The organism is Bacillus sp. ISL-35 (assembly GCF_018613355.1).
Taxonomy (GTDB): Bacteria; Bacillota; Bacilli; order Bacillales; family Cytobacillaceae; genus Mesobacillus.
This window is the reverse complement of the sequence record NZ_JAGGQK010000002.1, coordinates 497489-517854: the sequence shown is the minus strand read 5'-3', so window position 1 is coordinate 517854 and position 20366 is coordinate 497489. Positions and strand designations below refer to the sequence as shown.

Annotated in this window: 23 protein-coding genes and 1 other annotated feature; of the genes, 1 reads left to right on the top strand and 22 read right to left on the bottom strand. The window is 43.9% G+C overall.

The window, feature by feature from the left end; genetic code table 11:
- Window positions 1-36: 36 nt before the first annotated feature.
- The 4 genes from J7E38_RS05780 to lspA form a co-directional block, all read right to left on the bottom strand.
- Complete coding sequence (locus tag J7E38_RS05780; RefSeq protein ID WP_214703899.1) at window positions 37-1359, bottom strand: solute carrier family 23 protein; 1323 nt, start codon at window positions 1357-1359, stop codon at window positions 37-39.
- A 147-nt stretch (window positions 1360-1506) separates the two neighbouring features.
- Window positions 1507-2049, bottom strand: a complete 543-nt coding sequence (pyrR, locus tag J7E38_RS05775; RefSeq protein WP_214703897.1) for a bifunctional pyr operon transcriptional regulator/uracil phosphoribosyltransferase PyrR — start codon at window positions 2047-2049, stop codon at window positions 1507-1509.
- 211 nt (window positions 2050-2260) lie between these two features.
- Entirely contained in the window at window positions 2261-3172 is a 912-nt protein-coding gene (locus J7E38_RS05770) for an RluA family pseudouridine synthase (protein WP_214703895.1), read from the bottom strand.
- Window positions 3144-3635 (bottom strand): signal peptidase II, encoded by a 492-nt coding sequence (gene lspA, locus J7E38_RS05765; RefSeq protein ID WP_214703893.1) that lies wholly within the window; start codon window positions 3633-3635, stop codon window positions 3144-3146. Before lspA ends, J7E38_RS05770 begins: the two co-directional genes overlap by 29 nt.
- Window positions 3636-3747: 112 nt before the next feature.
- Here lspA and J7E38_RS05760 point away from each other — a divergent pair, with 112 nt between their 5' ends.
- Complete coding sequence (locus J7E38_RS05760) at window positions 3748-3948, top strand: hypothetical protein (protein WP_214703890.1); 201 nt, start codon at window positions 3748-3750, stop codon at window positions 3946-3948.
- Window positions 3949-4292: 344 nt separating this feature from the next.
- Here J7E38_RS05760 and J7E38_RS05755 read toward each other — a convergent pair whose 3' ends face one another.
- From J7E38_RS05755 to J7E38_RS05670, 18 genes are all read right to left on the bottom strand, one after another.
- On the bottom strand, window positions 4293-4580 hold the full coding sequence (locus J7E38_RS05755) for a TraR/DksA C4-type zinc finger protein (protein WP_214703888.1): 288 nt from the start codon (window positions 4578-4580) through the stop codon (window positions 4293-4295).
- Window positions 4581-4719: 139 nt separating this feature from the next.
- Complete coding sequence (ileS, locus tag J7E38_RS05750) at window positions 4720-7479, bottom strand: isoleucine--tRNA ligase (RefSeq protein ID WP_214703885.1); 2760 nt, start codon at window positions 7477-7479, stop codon at window positions 4720-4722.
- A gap of 82 nt (window positions 7480-7561) precedes the next feature.
- Window positions 7562-7805: a binding site (T-box leader), on the bottom strand.
- Window positions 7806-7854: 49 nt separating this feature from the next.
- Complete coding sequence (locus J7E38_RS05745) at window positions 7855-8376, bottom strand: DivIVA domain-containing protein (RefSeq protein ID WP_144474810.1); 522 nt, start codon at window positions 8374-8376, stop codon at window positions 7855-7857.
- Between the two features lie 89 nt (window positions 8377-8465).
- Window positions 8466-9239: a YlmH family RNA-binding protein gene (locus J7E38_RS05740; protein WP_214703880.1), complete on the bottom strand. Its 774-nt coding sequence runs from the start codon at window positions 9237-9239 to the stop codon at window positions 8466-8468.
- Between the two features lie 72 nt (window positions 9240-9311).
- The gene (locus tag J7E38_RS05735) at window positions 9312-9572 is read right to left on the bottom strand and encodes a YggT family protein (RefSeq protein WP_214703877.1); all 261 of its coding nucleotides are present in this window, start codon (window positions 9570-9572) and stop codon (window positions 9312-9314) included.
- Between the two features lie 4 nt (window positions 9573-9576).
- Window positions 9577-10017, bottom strand: a complete 441-nt coding sequence (locus tag J7E38_RS05730) for a cell division protein SepF (protein WP_214703874.1) — start codon at window positions 10015-10017, stop codon at window positions 9577-9579.
- Window position 10018: 1 nt separating this feature from the next.
- Window positions 10019-10705: a YggS family pyridoxal phosphate-dependent enzyme gene (locus J7E38_RS05725; RefSeq protein WP_214703871.1), complete on the bottom strand. Its 687-nt coding sequence runs from the start codon at window positions 10703-10705 to the stop codon at window positions 10019-10021.
- Complete coding sequence (gene pgeF, locus J7E38_RS05720; RefSeq protein WP_214703868.1) at window positions 10705-11535, bottom strand: peptidoglycan editing factor PgeF; 831 nt, start codon at window positions 11533-11535, stop codon at window positions 10705-10707. The genes J7E38_RS05725 and pgeF overlap by 1 nt, the downstream gene beginning before the upstream one ends.
- Before the next feature lie 68 nt (window positions 11536-11603).
- Window positions 11604-11876: a YlmC/YmxH family sporulation protein gene (locus J7E38_RS05715; RefSeq protein WP_214703864.1), complete on the bottom strand. Its 273-nt coding sequence runs from the start codon at window positions 11874-11876 to the stop codon at window positions 11604-11606.
- Between the two features lie 120 nt (window positions 11877-11996).
- On the bottom strand, window positions 11997-12776 hold the full coding sequence (gene sigG / locus J7E38_RS05710) for an RNA polymerase sporulation sigma factor SigG (protein WP_144474803.1): 780 nt from the start codon (window positions 12774-12776) through the stop codon (window positions 11997-11999).
- 167 nt (window positions 12777-12943) lie between these two features.
- On the bottom strand, window positions 12944-13663 hold the full coding sequence (gene sigE / locus J7E38_RS05705; RefSeq protein WP_207498508.1) for an RNA polymerase sporulation sigma factor SigE: 720 nt from the start codon (window positions 13661-13663) through the stop codon (window positions 12944-12946).
- Window positions 13664-13707: 44 nt separating this feature from the next.
- Window positions 13708-14646, bottom strand: coding sequence for a sigma-E processing peptidase SpoIIGA (spoIIGA, locus tag J7E38_RS05700; protein WP_214703861.1), 939 nt, complete (start codon window positions 14644-14646; stop codon window positions 13708-13710).
- Between the two features lie 446 nt (window positions 14647-15092).
- Window positions 15093-16235, bottom strand: a complete 1143-nt coding sequence (gene ftsZ, locus J7E38_RS05695) for a cell division protein FtsZ (protein WP_214703858.1) — start codon at window positions 16233-16235, stop codon at window positions 15093-15095.
- 40 nt (window positions 16236-16275) lie between these two features.
- A complete protein-coding gene (gene ftsA / locus J7E38_RS05690) occupies window positions 16276-17559 on the bottom strand; it encodes a cell division protein FtsA (RefSeq protein WP_144474799.1) in 1284 nt (427 codons plus the stop codon).
- A 137-nt stretch (window positions 17560-17696) separates the two neighbouring features.
- Entirely contained in the window at window positions 17697-18047 is a 351-nt protein-coding gene (locus J7E38_RS05685; protein WP_214703855.1) for a small basic family protein, read from the bottom strand.
- Window positions 18047-18781 (bottom strand): DUF881 domain-containing protein, encoded by a 735-nt coding sequence (locus tag J7E38_RS05680; protein WP_214703852.1) that lies wholly within the window; start codon window positions 18779-18781, stop codon window positions 18047-18049. Before J7E38_RS05680 ends, J7E38_RS05685 begins: the two co-directional genes overlap by 1 nt.
- Before the next feature lie 105 nt (window positions 18782-18886).
- Window positions 18887-19621: a DUF881 domain-containing protein gene (locus J7E38_RS05675; RefSeq protein ID WP_215038213.1), complete on the bottom strand. Its 735-nt coding sequence runs from the start codon at window positions 19619-19621 to the stop codon at window positions 18887-18889.
- On the bottom strand, window positions 19569-20360 hold the full coding sequence (locus J7E38_RS05670; protein ID WP_214703840.1) for a cell division protein FtsQ/DivIB: 792 nt from the start codon (window positions 20358-20360) through the stop codon (window positions 19569-19571). The genes J7E38_RS05675 and J7E38_RS05670 overlap by 53 nt, the downstream gene beginning before the upstream one ends.
- Between the last annotated feature and the right edge of the window lie 6 nt (window positions 20361-20366).

Genomic DNA, 20366 nt, shown 5'->3' with positions numbered 1-20366 from the left:
CTTTTAAGCCTCTCTGGACCTTTTTAAAAGGTGGAACTATGCTACATCGTTCTTTAACTCAGTTTTTTTTTTAGATTCAAGTTCAAACATGTCATCTTCGATTTCTGGACGTCCAGGCAGGACAATGTTCAGGATGACACCGACCAAAGCCGCTAAAGCCATGCCATGGATTTCGAAGTTTTCATTTACCTTGATGAAAGCTCCGCCAATACCTATTACCAGGATGACTGATGAAACGACAAGGTTGCGTGTGTTGCCAAAATCGATTTTGCTGTCAACCAGCATCCTTAAACCTGATGATGCGATGATTCCGAACAGCAGGATGGATACACCGCCCATGACTGGTGTTGGAATCGAGCTGATCAGCGCAGTGATTTTACCGATGAAGCCGAAGACAGTCGCGATGATTGCTGCTCCAAGCAAGACATAGACACTGTATACTCTTGTGATTGCCAGCACACCGATGTTTTCGCCGTAAGTTGTTTTTGGAGGTCCGCCGATCAAGCCGGAAATCATCGTTGCCATTCCATCGCCCATGATCGAACGGTGAAGACCTGGTTCTTTAATATAGTCTTTGCCTACAACCTTGCTTAACACAAGCTGATGGCCGATGTGTTCAGATAAAGTTACAATTGCGACTGGAACCATCAGAAGGACGAGTTTCCAGCTGATGCTTATATCGTAATCTACAAACGGGAAGATGAAATCTGGCATTTCAAATACTTTTGCTGCTTTTACACCACTTAAGTCTACGATACCAATCGCAAGGGAATACAAGTATCCAACTACAATTCCTCCTAAGATCGGAACCATGCTCAGCATTCCTTTTCCGTAAATCGAGAAGATGATTGTTGCTGCAAGCGTCACAAGAGCAGCAGAGAAGTGAATCAAGCTATATTCATTGGTGCCAGGATTATTCATTGCCATGCTAACTGCAGTACCTGCTAACGAAAGTCCAATTACGATGATGACCGGTCCTACAACTACAGGAGGCAGCAGGCGCATGATCCAGCGGTAGCCTGCTTTCTTGATGATCAATGCGACAATTCCATACACAAGGCCTGCAAGGAAGGTACCGACCATGGCTGCTCCCGGTCCGCCGCCTGCTTTCGCCGCGATGACAGGTGCGATAAATGCGAAGGAGGATCCAAGATAAGCCGGCACCTGGAATTTGGTGATGATCAGGAAGGCGATCGTCCCAAGTCCGCTTGAGATCAAGGCGATTGCCGGGCTTAACCCGACTAGATAAGGTACAAGGATGGTTGCGCCGAACATGGCGAATAAGTGCTGAAGGCTTAGCGTGACCCATTGAAAAGGTGATGGTACGTCTTTTATGTCCAGGATTGGTTTGTTATTCATTGTTATATCCCCTCTCTTTTATAAAAAGAAAAACCCTCTTTGCCAGTGAGTGGATGCAAAGAGGGTGGGTAAAAAAGCCCGCACAAAGCCATCAGCGATGCGCTCCCCCTTTCCAGCCTCTCTGGACTGTTATTAAAAGGGCACTATTTATTTTTCAAAAATGCTTACGCGATCTTCTTCATCCACTTCCTGCAGTTCAACCACAATTTTTTCCGAACTTGAAGTCGGGATGTTTTTGCCTACAAAGTCTGCCCTGATCGGCAGCTCCCTGTGTCCTCTGTCAACCAGCACAGCAAGCTGGATGGTCGCGGGACGGCCGATGTCAATCAACGCATCCATCGCGGCGCGGACTGTCCTGCCTGTATAGAGTACATCGTCCACAAGGATGACTTTTTTGTTCGATATGTCGACCGGAATGTCAGAGCCTTTTACTTCAGGCTCCTGGTCGATCGTCTTCGTGGTCAGATCATCGCGGTACAGGGTGATATCAAGTTCCCCCACCGGCATTTCCGCCCCTTCAATCTCGCGGATTCTTTCTGCGAGCCTGTTGGCGATGTATATTCCTCTCGTGCGGATGCCGACCAGGACACAATGTTCGATCCCTTTGTTTCTTTCAATAATTTCATGGGCAATCCTCGTCAACGCCCGGCGAATTCCCTGGTTGTCCAGGACAACGGCTTTTTCAGACATTTGTTTTCACTCCTTCTCTTTCTATGGTTTGAAAACGGATTTAAGTAAAAAACCCTCCTGCCAGTTCCAGCAAGAGGGTAAACGTGTAAAGTCAATTGCAGCAAGGCATACAATTATGCCAGTTGCAGCTCCGTTTCCTTCTCAGCCTCACGGGACTGTCTTTAAAGGACTTATTAAACTATAGTCATCTTAAGATACTTGTTGAACTTTGTCAACGAATTTCTCTTAATTCATTCAAAAGCTCTGTGAAGTATTCAGGCATCGGTGCTTCAAATTCAAGATACTCACCTGTTCTAGGGTGGTCAAAACCAAGGACACCGGCATGCAATGCCTGACCGCCAAGATCAAGAGTCTTCTTTGGGCCATATTTCGGATCCCCGGCAAGCGGATAACCGATGTATTTCATATGGACACGAATCTGGTGAGTCCTTCCTGTTTCCAGCTGGCACTCAACCAATGTGAAGTTCTGGAACCGTTCGAGCACATTGAAATGCGTGACAGCATGTTTTCCATTATCGACGACTGTCATGCTCTGGCGGTCTTTTGAATCACGCCCAAGCGGCGCGTCGATTGTGCCATGGTCGTGCTGAATATTCCCATGGACGAGCGCTTTGTATTTTCGGGTAACTGATTTGGCGACAAGCTGGTTCACAAGGCTTTCATGTGCCATGTCATTTTTAGCCACCATCAGCAGGCCTGATGTATCTTTATCAATCCGGTGGACGATACCAGGGCGCAATACACCATTGATTCCTGACAGATCCTTGCAATGTGCCATCAGGCCATTTACAAGCGTGCCCGTCATATGGCCTGGTGCAGGGTGGACCACCATTCCTTTAGGCTTGTTTACAACAAGGACATCATGGTCCTCATAATAAATTTCAAGATCCATCTCTTCAGGAATAACATCAAGTATTTCTGGTTCTGGAATGACAATTTCCAGTTTGTCATCCAGGCTGCATTTATAATTTGTTTTTACCTTAGATCCATTTACAAGCACATTGCCTTCCTTGATCCATTGCTGGACCTGGCTTCTTGACCATTCAGAATCCAATGTGGAAACGACCTTATCTATTCTGTCACCAGCCTGTTCCTCACTGATGATGTGTTCCATTTTCTCCATAAGCTTTCCTTTTCGCCTCTCTCTCTTCCCTGATCATATCAATCATCAACAGGCCGACACCAATGACAAGTGCAGAATCCGCGATATTGAAAATAGGGAAATCGTAACCAAAAATATATGTGTTGACGAAATCAACCACTTCTTTCCGGTATACCCTGTCGATAAAATTCCCAATCGCCCCGCCCAGCATGAAACCAAGCGAAACTCCCAGCAGCAGCTTACCCTTAGCTGCCTTTTGAATATAAATGACAAGGCCTACCACCACTGCGATGGTAATGACATAAAAGAACCACATTTGCCCTTGCAGGATTCCCCATGCAGCACCACGGTTGCGGTGAGAAGTAATATACAAGAAATTCTCAATGACCTTTATGCTATCTCCAAGCTCCATGTTTTTAACAATTAACCATTTAGTAAGCTGATCAAGCAAAATAACAAACAGCGCAATTATGTAATAAAACACAAAGGTACCCTCCACATCAAAAGCAATTCATACATTACCTTTGCATTTTAGCACATATACCGAAAAGCGCAAGCGCCTCGATTACCCCTGACAAGCGCTGGAGGGCCTGACGGTGAAGTCGCACTTTGACTTCATTGGCAGGACCGAAATCGAAAAGTATAGCCGACTGCACAGAAACGCAGAAACTGGAGACTCCGACAAAGAAGCGCTTTTTGCTTCTGCAGGCGGAGTTGAAGTTTCGGAGTTTCCAGGAGGCGACACTGAACAAGCGTCTCGAAGGGGTAGGCGCTGGAGCTGGACAATATTCAAATGAAAGAACTAATATTCTTCATATAAAAAACAACAGATTTTATCAGTTTTAGTATGGCTGCTGACATTCTTAGGTGGTAAAACCCCTGATAACAGAAATATTCAGTTAAAAACAGCCGTTTTACCTGCAGATTTTTACGTAATTTGACCTGCTGGATTTTTTATTGGCGAAAAAAATTTTTTATTGGCGATTTCCACTGTTTTTTTGGCGAAAATTTTATTTTATTGGCGATAATGCCTTGTTTATTAGCGAAAATCGATTTTTATTGGCGACTTGGAAATTTTCAATGATTTTTTCCAATCCCAGCTAAAACTATGCTCAACTCTATGTTGATAGACAAAAATAAATCACGAATAGATCGGTTTCCTGCAGTATTGTTCTAATTGCTCCAATTCTCCTGCAGACCTGGCTGTCGGAATAGTCTGCAAAAACTCATATGGCAGGTATTCTCCTGATATTTCACATTTTCCATACTCGCCATTTTCCATTTTCTCCAGTGCTGCTTCAATGTCGCGAAGTTCATCTTTGATATAGTGTAAAATTCTTTCATCTCTTTGACCATAGTTCAGGTACGTTAACAATTCTATTCTTGTTTCGCGGAGCTCGTTGTAAATGTAATCAAGATTACCTTCCATATATCTGCCCCCGTTCCTGTTTACAGCTATTATTTCCCGTTGCCTTATGCTGACTCAGTTAAAGTTTTACCGGAGCAGGAAGATATTTGACATGATAAAAAAACTCCGGGTTCGAAAACCCGGAGTTTCAATAGAACGATTAATAATTTTCTTTTACAACAGTTGCACAGCGTTCGCAAAGTGTTGGATGTTCTTCCACCTTTCCGACTTCCGGAGTGACAACCCAGCATCTTTCGCAGGTTTCACCCTCTGCTTTTGTGACGACGATCGCTGCATTTTCAAGCTTGATTGCATTTTCAGGAGCCTGGTCATAGCTTCCGGCAACTTCAAAGCCTGAAACGATGAACAGCTGGCTTAAGTTTTCAGAGATAGAGTCAAGCAGTTCTTTCGTGCTGTCGTTGACATACAAGGATACCTTGGCAGTCAGTGACTTTCCGATGACTTTTTCATTCCTGGCTTCTTCAAGAGCCTTCAGGACATCATCACGAAGCTTCATGAATGCATTCCATTTCTTCTCAAGTGCTTCAGCGTTTGCTACTTCTTTTGCTTCAGGCATATCTGTAAGCTGAACGCTATCTTCCTTTGAAGAAGGGATGAAAGCCCAAACTTCATCAGCAGTATGTGAAAGGATCGGAGCAGTAAGCTTAACCAATGCAAGCAAGCTTTCATGCAATACTGTCTGAATTGCGCGGCGCTCTGCGTTATCTGCTGCTTCGATGTAAAGAACATCCTTCGCAAAATCAAGATAGAAGGCACTCAAATCTAATGTACAGAAGTTATTCACCGCATGGTAGACACCTGCGAATTCATAGTTGTCATAAGCATTGCGGACATATTTGATTAACTTATTCAGCTTCACAAGCATGAACTGGTCGACTTCACGCAGCTGCTCGAATGGAACCGCATCTGTCTCAGGATTGAAGTCTGACAGGTTTCCAAGCAAGAACCTGAACGTGTTACGGATTTTACGATATACTTCGGCAACCTGTTTCAAGATTGCGTCAGATACACGTACATCCGATTGATAGTCAACAGATGCAACCCATAGACGAAGGATGTCTGCTCCCAGCTGGTTCATGACCTTGGCAGGAACGACGACGTTCCCGATTGACTTACTCATCTTGCGGCCTTCGCCATCTAGAGCAAAACCATGGCTCAGTACGCCTTTGTATGGTGCCTTGCCTGTGACAGCTACTGCTGTTGACAAAGATGAGTTGAACCAGCCGCGGTACTGGTCAGATCCTTCAAGGTAAAGGTCTGCCGGACGCTGCAGGTCATCGCGCTCAACAAGTACTGCCTGATGAGATGATCCGGAATCGAACCAAACATCCATGATGTCAGTTTCTTTTGTAAAATGGCCATTCGGGCTGCCAGGATGGCTGAAGCCTTCAGGCAGCAGCTCCTTTGCTTCCTTTTTGAACCAGATGTTTGAGCCGTGTTCACGGAACAGGTTTGATACATGTTCGATTGTTTCATCTGTGATGATTTCCTGCCCGTTCTCAGCGTAAAATACTGGGATTGGAACACCCCATGCACGCTGGCGTGAAATACACCAGTCGCCGCGGTCGCGAACCATGTTGAACAATCTTGTTTCACCCCATGCCGGAACCCATTTCGTTTCTTCTACGGCCTTGAGCAGCTCGCCGCGGAAATCTTTGATCGAAGCGAACCATTGCGCAGTAGCGCGGAAGATAACCGGCTTCTTTGTTCTCCAGTCATGCGGATAGGAGTGAGTGATGAAGCTAAGCTTTAATAATGCACCGACTTCCTCAAGCTTTTCGGTGATTGGCTTGTTAGCCTGATCATAGAACAACCCTTCAAATCCTTCAGCTTCAGCAGTCATGACGCCTTTATCATCAACAGGGCATAAAACTTCAAGACCATATTTCTGGCCGACATGGAAGTCATCCTCCCCGTGTCCCGGTGCAGTGTGTACGCATCCGGTACCAGCATCAGTCGTAACATGCTCTCCAAGCATCACGAGGGAATCCCTGCCGTAAATTGGATGTTTTGCAAGAACACCTTCAAGCTCTTTACCAGAAACTTTCTTATCAACTGATACATCTTCCCAGCCGATTTCCTTGGCAACAGCTTCAAGCAGGGCTTCGGCTACAAGATACTTCTTATTGTTTGCCTCAACTACAACATAAGTGAGGTCAGGGTGAACAGAAATCCCAAGGTTGGCAGGAATTGTCCAAGGAGTTGTCGTCCAGATGACGATCTCGACATCCTGGTCAAGAACACCTTTGCCGTCCTTTACCGGGAACCCAACATAGATGGAAGCTGAACGCTTATCCTGGTACTCGATTTCTGCTTCTGCCAGCGCAGATTCACTTGATGGTGACCAGTACACTGGTTTTTTGCCTTTGTAGATGTAGCCTTTCTTCGCCATTTCACCGAATACCTTGATTTGCTGTGCCTCATATTCTGGCTTCAGTGTGATATACGGATTTTCCCAGTCACCGCGGACACCAAGACGCTTGAACTGTTCACGCTGGTTTTCAATCTGCTGGTATGCATATTCTTCACATAGCTTCCTGAATTCAGCTACCGTCATTTCTTTGCGTTTAACACCCTTGTTTGTCAAAGCCTGCTCAATCGGCAAACCATGTGTATCCCATCCAGGAACATACGGTGAAGAGAAACCGCTCATTGATTTATAGCGGACAATAAAATCTTTGAGGATTTTATTCAGTGCGTGCCCCATATGGATATCTCCATTGGCATATGGAGGTCCATCATGCAAGATGAACAGCGGACGCCCTTCAGTGTGTTTTTGAACCTTTTCATAGATCTTCATTTCTTCCCATTTAGCCTGGATTTCCGGTTCCCTGTTCGGAAGGTTTCCGCGCATTGGAAACTCGGTCTTCGGCATAAGCAAAGTGTCTTTATACTCCATTGAATTAATCCTCCTATTTTTTACCGTTGCAATCATGATAGGAAACAATCACTGAAAATATAAAAAACCTCCTCATCCCTAAAAAAGGGACGAGAAGGTTTATTTCCCGCGGTACCACCCTAAATAGACAAGGATCATCGTGATCCTGTCCTCTTAGCATTCTTAACGCGAATGTCACGCCTGTGCTTACTGATCCTGTTTGGATGTTCAGCTCGGAACTATCGGGTGATCTTCTGGCAATCCGCTTGCAATGGGCTTCCACCTTCCCCATTTCGCTGAAAAAGCAAGCAACTGGAACGCCATACTGTCCCTGTCATCGTTTCTGTCATGTATTGCACTTTGTTATGAAATTATATGCGAAACAGCGTGCCTGCGTCAAGCCAGTGAATCTTCTTCTTCTCTTGCAGTCGCCTTTAATTCTGTTGAATCGAGTTCATATTCAAGCAGGTGATCCCAATCATCGGTGTTCAGCATATCAAGCTGTGCTTCGATCAGCATCTTGAACCTTGTCCTGAATACTTTGGACTGCTTTTTCAATTCTTCGATTTCCAAAGCAATTTTACGTGCCTTTGACAATGACTCATTGATGATCCTGTCTGCGTTCTTTTCCGCTTCCTTAACGATCAGCTTTGCCTCTTTCTGAGCGTTGCGGCGGACTTCTTCCCCAGCTTCCTGGGCAATAACGATTGATTTATTCAAGGTTTCTTCTATATTTGTAAAATGGCCAAGCCTGGAATTCATTTCATTCAGCTTTTCTTCCATTTCCTTTTTTTCACGGATTATTAGTTCGTAGTCCTTGATGACCTGATCAAGGAACTCATTCACTTCATCTTCATCATACCCGCGAAATCCCTTATTGAATTCTTTGTTGTGTATATCTAACGGCGTTAAAGGCATTACGCCACCTCCCATTTCGTTATAATCCTTATGTACTTAAAGCTATGATTCGACAAAAACACTAAAAATCCTTCTTCTTTACTATATAATTATTTTTTTCTTCCGGCAATAACCCGATATTTATCTTTTTTTGTTTTCCCTTCAATTGTGATGATTTTCGCACGGCCGTACCCACGCGCGGAGATGACATCCCCTTCGCCACAATCAAATGCTGTATTTTCGATAGCAGTCCAATTGACTTTCACGTGCCCATGCTGGATCAAAAGCTGGGATTTTTGCCTGGAAAGATTGAAGAGTGCAGACATGACTGTATCCAGCCTTAAAGATGAGACAGTGGTGTTCACTTCATTCCATTCATCATCGATTGCTGCTGCCTCTTCAAGGGGAAGCTCTGTCAGGCTGATCGAAGCCCTGCCGACAGATTCAAGCTGTAATCTGATATAGTCAGCAATTTCGGCAGCAGCAAAAAATTGGACCTTATCTCCATCAATAAGGATGTCGCCGAACTTTCCGCGCTTCAGGCCAAGTGACATCAGGCTTCCAAGTACCTGCCGATGTTCAATGTTCACGAACTTACTGGCATAGACGACGCCGAAAAGCTTCACCTGAAAATCCTCTTGTTTTGCTTCCAAATACTCTGGAAACAGAAACGCCCGTTTTCTCTCCGTGCCTCCAGCCCCTCCAAACAATTCCCATTTCACATCGGGATGCTTTCCGATGACTGTTCCTAAGATTTGCTGCTCCCTCGGGTCCAGGAAATCAGTCAGCTTTGGAGCATAATTCTGCTCAACATATTCTTTCCAGTTAATCACCTGGTCGATAAATTCCCGTTCCTCGGGACGGAAATGCTGGTAAATACTCATATTGTACTCCTTTGAAACCTTTATAGAAAATAAACAGGGCCTGAATCAGACCCTGTAAGAATAGTCATATGTTTAAAACCAATGAGCCAATTGATACAGGCCCGATACCGCAAATCTTAATACCAGGAATGCCACGATTGGCGAAATGTCAATCATGCCAATAGAAGGCACAATCCTGCGGAACGGCTCCAAAAACGGCTCGCAAATTCGGGCTAAAAATTGTCCAATTGCTGTTTCCCTTGCATTCGGGAACCATGACATGAAAATATAAATTATCAATGCCCATTGATAAATCCCCACTAATTGGGCTATTAATCCAATCACTATATCCATTAACCTACCACCTCGACTCTTGGTAATCCCGCTCCTGCATCAGTTCAGAAATATTCCCTGTCACTTCCACATTATCCGGGGTACATAAAAAGATATTCATGCCGATCCGCTGGATATCACCGCTGATTGCATAAACGGTTCCACTGAGGAAATCGACAATTCTCCTTGCCTGATCCTGCTCAATGCGCTGCAAATTCACGACCACTGCCCTGCGGTTTTTCAGATGGTCTGCAATTTCCTGGGCTTCAGCATACATCCTTGGTTCCATCAGGATCACCTTAGATGATTTTTGCACGCTCTGAAGGCTTACCACATTCTGTTTTTGCTGGACAGGATGTTTGTTAGACTTAATCGGTTCAATTTCTTCTTCGAGCATTTCCTCATCATTATAGTCATATTCATCTTCCAGGAAAAAAAATGTCTTTATTTTTGATTTTAAGCTCATATTATTGCACCTCCGATTCATTGCCTACCAGGGCTGTACCGATTCGCACCATAGTCGAACCTTCCTCAACCGCTATTTTAAAATCATTTGACATTCCCATTGACAGTTCATGGCATGGAGCATAATCCAGTTCAAGCTTCTGGATCTCTGCCTGCAGATTTTTCAGATTCCTGAAGCAATCTCTGATGACCTGTTCGTCTTCCGTTAAAGGAGCCATTGTCATCAATCCGCTGATCTCGATATTTGGATATTGTTTCAATTCTTGAATAAAATCTATGACATCTTCCGGCTCGAGGCCGTGCTTGCTCTCTTCCCCTGATGCATTGACCTGGATGAGGCATTTCATCTTTGACCTGGCGCGCTTATTAATTTCCTTTGCCAGCGACAGCCTGTCCAGTGAATGGATATATGTAACATGATCTATGATGTTTTTTACTTTTCTAGTTTGCAACGTTCCGATAAAATGCCAAACAGGCTTGTCCTGAAGATGGCTGATTTTATCGAGCAATCCTTCATCTCTGTTTTCACCGAGATTGATCACACCTGCATTGATCGCTTCCTGGGCCCTCTCTGGGGATACATATTTCGTCACGGCGATGAGTTTCACTTCATCTAGTTTCCGGCCCGCAATCTTACAGGCATTTGCTATTTGACTCTGGATAACCTCCAGATTCTCTGCAACTTTCATTATGGATGGATATCCTCCTTCCAGCCGATGTATGCCATCATGCGGCCAGCATTCCCCTGATCCCTTCTGTGGGAATAAAAGTGCTCGCTATGGCAGCTGGTACAGTAATCGGTTACTTCTATATTTTCCTTTTTCACTCCGGCCTTCATTAAGATCTGACGGTTCAATTCCTTCAAATCGAGAGAATATTGACCTTCACTAACTTGATTATATGGCAACATCTCGACACCATCTAGTATATTTTTCACTAGATTGATGACTCTCTCATCAACAATATAACATTTTTTGCATATTGATGGACCAATAATAGCAGAAATTTTTTCAGTTTTCGCCCCATTTTGCTTGAATTTGCTAATCATCTCGGCTGCAATGCCATGGACGGTGCCTTTCCACCCTGCATGAGCGACGCCAATCAATCTGGATTCTGGCTCTATAAAATACAATGGTACACAATCTGCAAAACAAAGTGTCAACAGGATGCCCTGCTCTGAAGTCAAAAAACCATCCGTTTCCGGGAACGAGGATTCATAATCTCTTGAGCCTTTTCCTTTGTCGGTCTTGTCGATTTTTGCAATTCGGATGTCATGTGTCTGTTCTGCGCCAACCCAGCTATGAAGCGGAAAATCGATCTTTTCAGCCAGAAGAAGACGATTTTCGCAAACAGACGACTGCTCGTCTCCAACATGGAAGCCGAAGTTCAATCCCGAAAAAGCCTGCAGCTGGCTCACTCCGCCATGCTTTGTCGTGAACCCAGCCTCCAGTCCAGGATGTCGCTCCATCCACTCTTTTATTGTAAAGAATTCCTGACTTTTTAAGATGAATGGCTCCATAACTTTGTACCTCACACGTTTTTGTCTAGTTTATCACATACAAGCCGCAATACAACAGTGTTACGATGCTACACTTCCCGTTCCTCATGCTGCAGATATTCCCCACTGTCCTTATAGCGGACCAAAATGACATCTTCACCTATTTTCAGGATATTCCTCCATGGTATGACGACCTCGTCTTCCTTCCCGAAGAATCCTAGTACCTTGCCGGAACTTCCAATGACGAGAGCCTCGATTTTCCCTGTATTTAAATTGATTTCAAAATCTTCAATGTTCCCAAGTCTTTTCCCATCTGATACATTCACGACGTCTTTCACTTGAAACTCGGTAACCTTTACCATTCAGATCCCTCCGGATTTCACTGTGGCGTTTTCCACCCCTTATAGCATTATATGAATCAGGAAAAGATGTATGATTGCAGGAAGGCATTCAACAATTGAAAAAGCTGCCCATAAGGCAGCTTAGCTTTGGATATTCTTATTCATTTGTTTGATGGCTGCTTTTTCAAGCCGGGATACCTGGGCCTGGGAAATCCCGATTTCATCGGCTACCTCCATTTGTGTCTTGCCCTGGAAGAACCTTTTCCTTAAAATCAGCTTTTCCCTTTCGTTCAGGCGTCTCATGCCCTCTTTAAGGGCGATTTCCTCAATCCAGTTCGTATCCTTGTTCCGCTCATCGCTAAGCTGATCCATTACATAGATCGGATCTCCGCCGTCATTATATATCGGCTCGAACAATGATACTGGATCCTGGATGGCATCGAGGGCGAAGACAATCTCTTCATGCGGCACTTCTAATACCTTCGCAATTTCTTCAGCAGTCGGCTCCCTTGAAGCCTCACTCATAAGCTTTTCGCGTACCTGCAGTGCTTTGTAAGCGATATCCCTGAGTGAACGGGAGACTCTGATTGGATTATTATCTCGTAAATACCGTCTGATTTCGCCGATGATCATCGGGACGGCATAGGTTGAAAACTTTACATTCTGTCCCAGATCAAAATTATCAATGGACTTCATAAGGCCTATACACCCGACCTGAAACAGATCGTCGACAAACTCGCCCCGGTTGTTAAAACGCTGGATTACACTCAAAACAAGCCTTAGGTTCCCATTCACCAGTTTTTCTCTTGCTGTGATGTCACCGCTTTGCATCTCTCTAAATAGTTTTCTCATTTCCTCGTTTTTCAGAACGGGAAGCTTTGATGTATCAACACCGCAAATTTCAACTTTGTTTCGTGTCAATCTTTTCCCTCCTCACAGGAGCTGCTGTCAAAATTCAGTATCTCCGCAGGAAGGAAAAATATGCACTGATTACCGGGAGGCTGGAACGCCTTTAGGAAGAATCAGCCGGCCAAACCGCCTAGTTATTGATATTTTAATGGTGAAATTTATTTGAGAAAATTTTTCTGCTATACCATTTTATTGAATTCTTTTCTTAAGCGTTTGATGATTCTCTTTTCAAGACGGGAAATGTAGGACTGCGAAATGCCCAGCATATCCGCTACATCCTTTTGCGTCTTTTCCTCGCCGCTGCCAAGGCCAAAGCGCAATTCCATGATCTGTTTTTCACGGTCTGAAAGCTGCTGGAGCGCTTTTACCAGCAATTTTTTATCTACATTCGATTCGAGGTCCTTCGTTATAATATCATCATCCGTACCAAGTACATCGGACAGAAGCAGTTCATTTCCATCCCAATCGATATTCAGCGGTTCATCAAAGGAAACTTCTGAACGAAGCTTATTATTCCTCCGAAGATACATAAGGATTTCATTTTCAATACATCTAGATGCATAGGTAGCCAGCTTGATTTTTTTCTCTGGATTGAATGTATTGACCGCCTTGATCAATCCAATTGTTCCGATACTGATCAAATCTTCAATGTTGATTCCTGTATTTTCGAATTTGCGGGCGATGTAAACGACTAGCCTCAGGTTTCTCTCGATCAGAATCGACCTCGCTGCTTTATCCCCGTTAGGAAGTTTGTTCAACAGCACTTCTTCCTCTTCTTTCGTTAAAGGAGGGGGCAACGCTTCGCTACCGCCGATATAATATATTTCATCTGTTTTCAAGCCTAGTTTTATTAATAATTTATACCAGTAATAGGATAACCGAAGCCGCAAATTTTTCATTGATTGTCCTCCTTCTAAATTATGTATTTCTGAGTATAGTAATATTAGCTTACCTTGACCGCCTGCTCTGACTTTGCCATCCCTGCAAGCATTTTAGGATGGATGATGCATTGGAAACTTCCATCTGCCGATAATTCCTGTGCTGTAAAAGAAATCAGGCTCTTTTCTGCCCTGTAAATGCCCTCTTCTGTGGTAATACTGATTTGATCCGGATTAAAGGCAATGATTAACTGGTGCTCTTGTCCGACGACTTTACATGGAATGATTCTCATTCGATTTTCAAGCTGCTGTGAAAACTGTCCGTCACCCGACAATACACAATCAGGATTTTCGGCTATCTTTTTGATTTCTTCCGATATTTGGTCCAAACAGTGGTTGATGGATAAAATCATGACCGGCAATTTAGAGATGGGATCATATAATTGGTTCCCGCTGTCAATCAATCCTCTAATATTAAAATCCATCTCCATGAATTTCACTTTCACATCAGCAAGGGAATCATATTGGATCTTCGTCATTTCGAATTGTTCAATATTCCGTCTTGAAAAGTGCCAGGCCAGCGGAAAACCCAATACCACAAACAGCCAGCTGACCGGGTCGCCGAATCCTTTAATATGATTCATCGCGACATTCGAAGCCAAATCCATATCAAATTGGATGAAATAATGGACTCCTGTCAAGGTACCTCCAAGCAGGAAAGTCGTGACATAAAAAGTCATAAGTGCTTTTAAGAAAAACCGCATTCTTTTATAGCCAAAAGCTGCTAGTACCATCAAAATCGAAAAGAGTAACTTTCCAGCCGGATGGCCGGCTGCCGCATGAAATGGCGTTATCGATAATATAATGAGCAATGAACCAATCGTTCCTCCTGCCGCCAGACGCCAAAGCTTGATCTGCCTCTTCAGGATGATGGCAGTCAAATATAGAAGGAACGTATCAAATAACAGATTCAACGCCCAGATCACATCCAGATAGACCTTCACCTCTCATCCCCCTGTACAGAATTGCAGACGCCTTAATGCCTCTTCTGTCAGATATTCTTAAGCCGGTATGGGCAAAGAAGCAATTTCCAGCTGAATTCCGATGAACACAGAATATCTGATGGCAATACGATTGGCATCGAACAAGATCATGGCAAGTGATATAAGTTTTGCCTCTTGCTCTATCATTCCGTTACGAAAAAGTATATCGTCATTGGCATATGAAGTGTGTCACATTCTGGCAACAAAACAACAGAGATTTTCACTTATCCCTTCGGATTTTGTCAATTTTCTGATTTTTAGACCAATGAGTTGAAAGAACCCCGATTTAATAGTCTGTATGACTACTTCTTCACATTCTTTTCTGGTGTGCTGATCCTAGTAGATTTCCTGCCAATAAAAAAAGGCATAGCCGTTACGGCTATGCCTTTTTGTCTTATGATGTAAAATTAGCGTCTTCTGTTGCGGTTACGCAGGAAGGTTGGAATATCAAGAGCATCATCCCCTTGTGAAGATGGATTGCTTCGTGGTGCTTCCTGCTGGATTTCTTCGCGTTTTGGCTGTTCACGCTTGATTGCGCCCATTCCAGGTTTTTGCTGCCCGCCAAATCCAGGTCTCGTCGGTTTTGGCTGGATGACTTCCTCGTTGAAGCCAGTAGCGATAACAGTAACGATGATTTCATCTTTTAATGTTTCATTAATTACGGAACCGAAGATCATGTTTACATCCTGGTCAGAAGCAGTAGCAACAATATCAGCCGCTTCCTGAACTTCATAAAGGCTCAGATTAGTGCCGCCTGTAATGTTCATTAGCACGCCCTGGGCTCCATCAAGTGATGTTTCAAGCAATGGAGATGAAATTGCTTTTTTTGCTGCTTCAGTAGCACGGTTTTCACCTGCAGCTACCCCAATACCCATTAGGGCTGAACCTTTATTGGACATGATTGTTTTTACGTCAGCAAAGTCAAGGTTGATCAAACCAGGAGTAGCAATCAGGTCAGAAATACCCTGAACACCCTGGCGAAGAACGTTATCCGCTTCACGGAACGCTTCAAGCATCGGAGTGCTCTTATCAACGATTTCAAGCAAACGGTCATTCGGAATGACGATCAGCGTATCTACTGCTTCCTTCATCGACGAAATTCCGCCGCCAGCTTGTCCCGCACGCTTGCGTCCTTCGAAAGTAAATGGACGTGTAACAACACCCACAGTCAAAGCCCCAAGGTCTTTCGCGATTTGAGCGATTACAGGAGCTGCACCTGTTCCAGTGCCTCCGCCCATGCCGGCAGTAACGAATACCATATCCGCACCCTTAAGCACTTCTTCGATCTGCTCTTTGCTTTCTTCGGCAGCCTTCTTCCCAACTTCAGGATTGGCACCAGCGCCAAGTCCGCGGGTAAGTTTTGCACCGATTTGCATTCTGATTTCAGCTTTTGAAAGGTTCAGCGCCTGTGCGTCCGTATTAACCGCAATGAATTCGACACCCTGTACGCCGTGTTCGATCATTCGGTTAACCGCATTATTTCCGCCGCCGCCAACACCGATAACTTTTATAGTAGCAAGTGAATCTAAATTCGTATCAAATTCCAACATGACAAATCCTCCTAATTCGTCGATTTCCTGTTAGCTCTGATTATTCAAAAAAGTAGCCAAGAAATTTTTTCATTCTTGTGGTGACTTTTTCTTCAGGCTGTTTCTCAGGCTTCGATTTTGGATGCGGCTGTTTTTGAACTCTTTTTTCTTTCGGTTCTAATTCGCTAAAAGCTGCTTCCATTTTCTTCCCTTTTAATTTTGCGTTTCTATAAGCAAATTGAATCAATCCAACTGCAGTCGTATATTGAGGTTCCCTGACGCCAATATAGTCTGGAATGGCAATCCTTACCCTGCTTTGGAAGATATCCTGAGCAAGCTCCAGGACTCCCTGCATATTGGCTGTTCCCCCTGTAAGGACAAACCCGCCAGGCAGGTCCCTGATGTTCATATGTTTCAACTCATCCTGGACAAGGGAGAAGATTTCTTCCATTCTCGCTTCAATGATGTCGGCTACTTCCAGCTGGTTGAACTGCTGCTGCTGGTCACTGCCGATAATTGATACTTCAAATACCTCGTCTTCGGAAGCATGGTCGTAAAAAGCATGTCCATGCTTTAATTTCAATTGATCCGCTTCTTCGGTCGTTGTGCGCAATCCGATGGACAAGTCCTTAGTGATATGGTCTCCTCCAACCGGTATGACAGATGTACCCCTTAAGTGCCCGTTTTCGAAAACAGCGACAGTTGATGAGCCGCCGCCAATATCAATCATCGCGACACCCATATTCTTTTCATCCTTTGAAAGTGCGAATGCACCTGCAGCAAGCGGCTGAAGGCCAATATCCACAATTTCAAGTCCAGCACGCTCCACACAACGAAGAGTATTATGTAAGATTGTCTTTGATCCGGTAATGATCGTACCTTCCATTTCAAGCCTGACACCGATCATGCCTCTTGGATCATTGATCTCATCAAGACCGTCAACGATAAATTGCTTTGGAATCACGTCTATTATCTCTCGCTCAGGCGGGATCGATACCACCTGTGCAGCATCAATGACTCTCGCTACATCCTCATTTGTAATTTCGCGATTGTCGCTGGAAACCGCAACCACACCATGGCATGGCAAAAGTGAAACATGATTGCCGGTGACCCCTACAATCACCTGGTTAATCTTCAAACCTATCATTCTTTCAGCCTGTTCAATTGCCCTTTTAATAGAATGAACGGTTTCATCTATATCAACAATGGAGCCCTTTCTTAACCCTTCGGACTTCACATTGCCAACACCAATTATATTCAAAGTGTCATTAACCATTTCCCCAATGATAACCTTAACACTGGATGTACCGATGTCAAGACTGACATATATATCATTGCTGTTCATTCTGTGGCACCTCCTTCAACAATTCCTAATGTTTGAACAACAATTTTCACACTGTTATCTAATTGCGTTTCTTTTTTAATTACATTACTTTATTCGTCACAATTAAATATTTCCCTTTTAAAATATCATTTTTTTTTCTACTTTTCACTTGTCGTTGACCATTTTGTCAATAATATTCTCCTGATGACCGCTATATTCTGGAACAGCCTTACCCCGAAGGCAAAAACTGCTGCTAAATACAAGTCTACACCAAGATGAACACCTAGAAAAGCTAAACTTGCTGCCAATATTATATTAAAAAAGAAACCTGACACAAAAACTTTCTCATCGTAGATATTTTGTAGCTGGGCACGAATCCCGCCGAACAATGTATCGAGGGCTGCAAGGATCGCGATGGATAAATAATTTGAGTATTCTTCAGGGATACGGATATCGGTCAGCAGGCCTATGATGGCACCGATTATCAACCCCATTATTGGAAGCCACATTATCCGTTGCCTCCCCCTTTTTCTGTTTTAGCAGATTCCATGTATCTGATCCTGATCGTATCCTGATAAGCCGGTACGACCAGGTCTCCCACCGGCCTGTTTACTTTAACTTCCAGATTATCAATGAAGAAATCCTCGGCAACCGTAGAAACCTTCATCCGGTTGTATAATTTTTCAGCAGTATCCCCGTTCTCCGTAATGACCTTTACCTCAATGGGAAAACGGTTCAGAGAATGGTTGTTGATTTTCGTCACCCTGTTAATATCCCGGATGACGGTTGTATTTATGACCCTCTCACCATCAACTGAAACATGCTTTGCTCCATACATATTCAATTCATTCAAGAGCCTCTTGAGCAGGTCAGGAGAAACCGAAGGAGGATTGTCCCCTTCGACAATCAGATTGAACGCCGGCTCAATCGACAGGGAGAGACCAGGACCCTTAACCTCTTCCAGGCCGGCTTCATCCTTCAATTCAGCGAGTGTTTCACGGAGCACTTCTTCCTTGCTTTGCTGCCGTTCAGTTTCATACTTGGTGATTTTTTCTTCGTTCGACCTGATTTCGAGAAGCAGCCTGGACTGCAATTCCTTCTCTTTCATTAAATCCTCCCGAAGCTGCCATGTGTCACGTGTATCCCGGACTTCTGGTTCCCTGACGGTTTGAAACTGAATGGCGACCATTAATCCAATAATAGCAGCAATCAAGCTGAAGCTGAGATTTTTAGGTCGGCCCATTATATTTCACCTTGCTTTCTATAAGGCCTTTTCATTTTTTTCTTACCTGAAGCCTTCAAAAACATTTTTCATGCGTCTTATCAAAGAAAGGAGTGTCGACCTGCGTTAATTCCCAAGTATAGGTTCCATCGTAATTTCCGACTTTTTTTCCAATGAAAAAACAATCTGGTCATTTACTAGCTGGTCTTTTACCCCACCGGTAATATTCAACGCGGAGGAAAGGACATCGGGGTCACCTATCGCAGTGATTTCAAAAGGGGCAGGATGCTGGTAGCCATCCACAGTGATTACCGGGCCAGTACACAAAATATAAGAATTATGCGCTATTCTCTGCCCATTCACAGCGACCGCTGCTGCTCCTGAAATGTAGAGTTCGTTAATCACCTTGAAAACATGATGTTCATGGACAAGATAATTATTGATATTCTCTTCATCTGGATCGTACTCACCATCGGCAAGAGTTACTTTCACACCTTTTCCGCTGACCTTTACCTTGCCAAGAAACTTCCGATATTTTTCAGCGTCTTCAGCCATGTTGAAAAATACTTGTGCTTCCTTGGACAGGCTGGTTTCAATTTCCCTTACCTTTTCCTGCTTGGCATTCAACTCTTTTTGCAGTTCCCTGTTTTTTTCTTCTTGTTCAATCAACTGGTTCCTCAGGCTGATATGCTGCTCCCACTGCCTGTCCGTCAATCTCTTTCCTTTGTCGCCGTCATCCTGGGTGACACGGAATGAAAAGGCGACCATGAAGCCGAGAACCAGGAAAACGATTGAAAGAACTACTCGGTTACTGTTCATTTTCTTGTTCAATTTCAACTTCTTCAGCTTCCTCTGCTTCATATGCTTTAAAATAAGAGCCAACCTCGAGATCGATCACGCCCTTTTTTTCAGGGTCAAGCTGGCTGACTATGGACGGATAATGAGCCATTTTTTCCGAGAAAGTCCTGAGTGTCGCATTTACTTCAAAGCCATCGTTCATATAAAGCTTAATTAGATATTTGTCTGTCTTCACCGGCTTTGAATGGATTTCAGAGATTGAATTAATGACCACCTCAGGCAATTCTTCAAGGGATGCCAGCATTTCGTCCAACACTTTTCCTTCCTTAAAACCGATCAGGATTGGTGCATTGACAGGGATTTCATCAATTTGCTTTTTCCCGAGTATATGTCCATTTTCAAGAACCGGGTAGAAATTCTTTCCTTTTGATATGTAAGCAAGCCGGTCGTACTCCTCGACCTTGATTCTCACTGTATTGGGCAGTTTGACATTGACAGTCGCTTTCTCGATTTCCTCGATTCTTTCCAGCTTCTTTTCAATCTCTCCCCTGTTGACCTTCCAGATATTTGATTCAAGTGACAGCCCGCTTTTTCCGACGATTTGTTCAAAGGTATACGAATGGTTTCCCGTAACGGTAATCTCTTTCACCTTACTAAGTGGTGACTGGAAATAAATAACACCTGCAATCAATAAGAAAAATATAGCAAGCAGCATGATCAGCCTGCGATTGGCCTTCTTCCGCCTCTGATGTTTCAGTTTAGGAATCCGGTCTTCAATTGAGACGATTTTCCCCTTATCCATTTTCAA

Excerpts from the sequence above, each read along its gene's own strand:
- J7E38_RS05685 (WP_214703855.1), bottom strand. The coding sequence starts at position 18,047 with ATGTGGCTTCCAATAATGGGGTTGATAATCGGTGCCATCATAGGCCTG.
- pyrR (WP_214703897.1), bottom strand. The coding sequence starts at position 2,049 with ATGTCTGAAAAAGCCGTTGTCCTGGACAACCAGGGAATTCGCCGGGCG.
- pgeF (WP_214703868.1), bottom strand. The coding sequence starts at position 11,535 with ATGGAGCCATTCATCTTAAAAAGTCAGGAATTCTTTACAATAAAAGAG.
- J7E38_RS05680 (WP_214703852.1), bottom strand. The coding sequence starts at position 18,781 with ATGGGCCGACCTAAAAATCTCAGCTTCAGCTTGATTGCTGCTATTATT.
- J7E38_RS05755 (WP_214703888.1), bottom strand. The coding sequence starts at position 4,580 with ATGGAAGGTAATCTTGATTACATTTACAACGAGCTCCGCGAAACAAGA.
- J7E38_RS05745 (WP_144474810.1), bottom strand. The coding sequence starts at position 8,376 with ATGCCTTTAACGCCGTTAGATATACACAACAAAGAATTCAATAAGGGA.
- J7E38_RS05770 (WP_214703895.1), bottom strand. The coding sequence starts at position 3,172 with ATGGAGAAAATGGAACACATCATCAGTGAGGAACAGGCTGGTGACAGA.
- J7E38_RS05735 (WP_214703877.1), bottom strand. The coding sequence starts at position 9,572 with ATGGATATAGTGATTGGATTAATAGCCCAATTAGTGGGGATTTATCAA.
- ileS (WP_214703885.1), bottom strand. The coding sequence starts at position 7,479 with ATGGAGTATAAAGACACTTTGCTTATGCCGAAGACCGAGTTTCCAATG.
- J7E38_RS05715 (WP_214703864.1), bottom strand. The coding sequence starts at position 11,876 with ATGGTAAAGGTTACCGAGTTTCAAGTGAAAGACGTCGTGAATGTATCA.
- ftsZ (WP_214703858.1), bottom strand. The coding sequence starts at position 16,235 with ATGTTGGAATTTGATACGAATTTAGATTCACTTGCTACTATAAAAGTT.
- J7E38_RS05725 (WP_214703871.1), bottom strand. The coding sequence starts at position 10,705 with ATGAAAGTTGCAGAGAATCTGGAGGTTATCCAGAGTCAAATAGCAAAT.
- J7E38_RS05780 (WP_214703899.1), bottom strand. The coding sequence starts at position 1,359 with ATGAATAACAAACCAATCCTGGACATAAAAGACGTACCATCACCTTTT.
- J7E38_RS05670 (WP_214703840.1), bottom strand. The coding sequence starts at position 20,360 with ATGGATAAGGGGAAAATCGTCTCAATTGAAGACCGGATTCCTAAACTG.
- J7E38_RS05675 (WP_215038213.1), bottom strand. The coding sequence starts at position 19,621 with ATGAAGCAGAGGAAGCTGAAGAAGTTGAAATTGAACAAGAAAATGAAC.
- J7E38_RS05740 (WP_214703880.1), bottom strand. The coding sequence starts at position 9,239 with ATGAGTATTTACCAGCATTTCCGTCCCGAGGAACGGGAATTTATCGAC.
- J7E38_RS05730 (WP_214703874.1), bottom strand. The coding sequence starts at position 10,017 with ATGAGCTTAAAATCAAAAATAAAGACATTTTTTTTCCTGGAAGATGAA.
- sigE (WP_207498508.1), bottom strand. The coding sequence starts at position 13,663 with ATGAAAAATTTGCGGCTTCGGTTATCCTATTACTGGTATAAATTATTA.
- ftsA (WP_144474799.1), bottom strand. The coding sequence starts at position 17,559 with ATGAACAGCAATGATATATATGTCAGTCTTGACATCGGTACATCCAGT.